Annotated in this window: 3 protein-coding genes and 1 riboswitch; of the genes, 1 reads left to right on the top strand and 2 read right to left on the bottom strand. The window is 63.1% G+C overall.

The annotated features are described in order from the left end of the window. Together DYI24_RS25225 and DYI24_RS25220 are read right to left on the bottom strand one after the other, a co-directional pair. Positions 1 to 293 (bottom strand): cysteine-rich small domain-containing protein (locus DYI24_RS25225; RefSeq protein WP_164574265.1); only part of this gene is annotated, 293 nt, incomplete at its 3' end. A 191-nt stretch (positions 294 to 484) separates the two neighbouring features. Continuing rightward, a riboswitch (cobalamin riboswitch) is annotated at positions 485 to 683 on the bottom strand. Between the two features lie 52 nt (positions 684 to 735). Further along, a complete protein-coding gene (locus tag DYI24_RS25220; protein ID WP_164574264.1) occupies positions 736 to 1,311 on the bottom strand; it encodes a histidine phosphatase family protein in 576 nt (191 codons plus the stop codon). Positions 1,312 to 1,488: 177 nt separating this feature from the next. Here DYI24_RS25220 and DYI24_RS25215 point away from each other — a divergent pair, with 177 nt between their 5' ends. Then, the gene (locus tag DYI24_RS25215) at positions 1,489 to 2,220 is read left to right on the top strand and encodes a Crp/Fnr family transcriptional regulator (RefSeq protein WP_164574263.1); all 732 of its coding nucleotides are present in this window, start codon (positions 1,489 to 1,491) and stop codon (positions 2,218 to 2,220) included. The last annotated feature ends 70 nt before the right edge of the window (positions 2,221 to 2,290 follow it).

Genomic DNA, 2,290 nt, shown 5'->3' with positions numbered 1-2,290 from the left:
TCCTGGGGCTGGCTGTCCCAAGGCATCGGCCGTTCCAGCCAGCGCTGGATGAAATTCCACGACCGCCGATAGCCGTTGTGCGGCAAGGTGCAGTCCGAACAATCCTTGCGTGTCAGCCCATTGCGATCGACGAAAGTCTTGTAGGGGCCGGGGCACTGATAGGCGCTCAGCGGGCAGTAGCAGAACAGGCAGTTGAATTCCCGCTCGACGCCGCGATGGCACGGCAGAAACGGGCAGGCCTCGTTGGTGAAGCCCTTGAAGGCTTCGTTGGTAGTTGTGTCTTTCGGCTCCATGACCGTTCCCTCGCGCCGCAGCAATGGGCCGCCGGCTCGATCGCGGCGGCGCTGTGGCTGGTTCTGATTGAAGGGGATGAGTGCTAGGCGATGCCAAGCGTGGCGTGACGCCTATCGCGGCTGCACGCGGCTTCGCCTTGCTAAAAGAATTCGGTCATCGCTGCTCCGCTCTCGACCCGCCGTCGATCGGTTAGATGCTTCCGTCTTCGGCCGGTCTCCTGGCTCACGGATGTCGCCTGGATCGCCTTCCCGACGCCGTTGGCGTCAGTGGCATATGATCCGGACAGATCCGCTTACAGTTGCGGGGGCAGCTACGGATTTGGCGAAAAACACCGCACCGTATTCCCAGTTTCACCTCGCACGCGAGGCACCGAAGACGTCAAAACCAGAGCACGGGGCCGCAGCCTGTGCAAGCAAAAAGGCTTCGTTCTAAACGGCCAGCCTAACCGACTACGCGATTGACCCAGACGATCCGCCAGCCGGACGAGCCCAGCCGGTCGATCTGGGTCAGCGACAGCGGATCAATCACAAAGCTCAGCGCAGCCTCGGGGGATGTCTTAAGGGCAATCGCCAGCACGGCGCGAATGGTGCCGGAGTGTACCACCAGCACGACGTCACCACCGGGCAGCCGCGCCAGCCCCCGCCGCACCCGCTCGATCTGGTCGACAAAGCTCTCGCCGCCCGGCGGCGCCAAGCGCGCCGCATCCTGCCAGAATGCATCGTAGGCAGGGCCGAGTTCACGCGACAGATCGTCGTGGCGGCGCCCGGTCCAGGTGCCAAAATCCTGTTCGCGGAAATCGGGGTCGAGCATCGCATCGAAGCCGAGCGCTGCGGCGGTCTCGCGCGTGCGCCGGCTCGGGCTGGCGACCACCGTCGCATCGTACGGCAGTTTTTCGCCCAGCGCAGCGAGCACCGCAGTGTCACCGAGATCGACCGGCGCCTCGGGGGCGTGAATCACGCCCTTTGGCCCATCCACCGGCGCATGCCGCACCAGCCACAGCCGGCTGAAGTCGTTCATCGGTCATCCTCGCGCAGTCATGATCCATCCGACAGAGCACGTCGGAGCCATGCCTCGCAAGCGACGACGACCGCGGCCGGCCGGCGTCCGAAAAAATAGCAACCTCTGCCGCCTCTCGGAGTTGAAGCCCCCAAGTTCCATCAACTCTATCAGATGATCTAACTTGAAAGGCGGACCATGAAGGATGTCCATCGCGTCCTGATCGACAAACTGCGCGAGCATTCCCGTCTGTCGGCCGATGACCTCACCGCAATCCGCAATTTGAGTTTTACGCTGCGGGAGCTCGAGAGCAGCGAAGATCTGATCCGCCAAGGCGAAACGCCGAAGGGCGCCGCGCTCGTCGTTGAAGGCATGGTCGGGCGGTATCATTTGCAGCGAAACGGCCGCCGCCAATTCCTGTCGTTTCACATGGTCGGCGACCTGCCGGATGCGCAGGGGATTTTTTTGGAGCGGATGGATCATTCGTTGTGCGCGATTGGGCACGCGGTAACGGCGATCATTCCGCATCGGGAGATCCTGCGGATGTTCGAAGCCCGGCCCGGGCTCAGCTTTGCGATCTGGCGCGAAACCCTTGTGGACGCGGCGATTTTCCGCGAAGCGATCACCAACAATTCGGCCCGGACGATGAAGGCGCGGATGGCGCATCTGTTCTGCGAATTGTTCTACCGCGCCGAGGTCTCGAAGCTAACCGACGGTAATTCAATGCAGCTCCCGATCAGCCTCGCCCAGCTCGGCGACACGCTGGGCATGGCGATCGCCACCGTGAACCGCACGATCTCGTCGTTGCGGGCGTCGAAGACGATGGACTTCCGCTATGGGGTGCTGACGATCCGCAACTGGCAGGGGCTCGCCAAGATCGGAGAATTCGATCCCGGCTACCTGCACCTGAAGCGCGCACCGGCGCGCTGAAGCCATCTCACAAAGTTACGCGGCAGCGTCGTCCGGCTCGGGATAGACGCCGCGCAGCACCACGTCGAAG

Origin of the sequence: Rhodopseudomonas sp. BR0C11 (assembly GCF_010820945.1) — a bacterium.
GTDB lineage: Bacteria > Pseudomonadota > Alphaproteobacteria > Rhizobiales > Xanthobacteraceae > Rhodopseudomonas > Rhodopseudomonas palustris_H.
The sequence above is the reverse complement of the archived record's forward strand: the minus strand, read 5'-3'. Positions and strand labels throughout refer to the sequence as shown.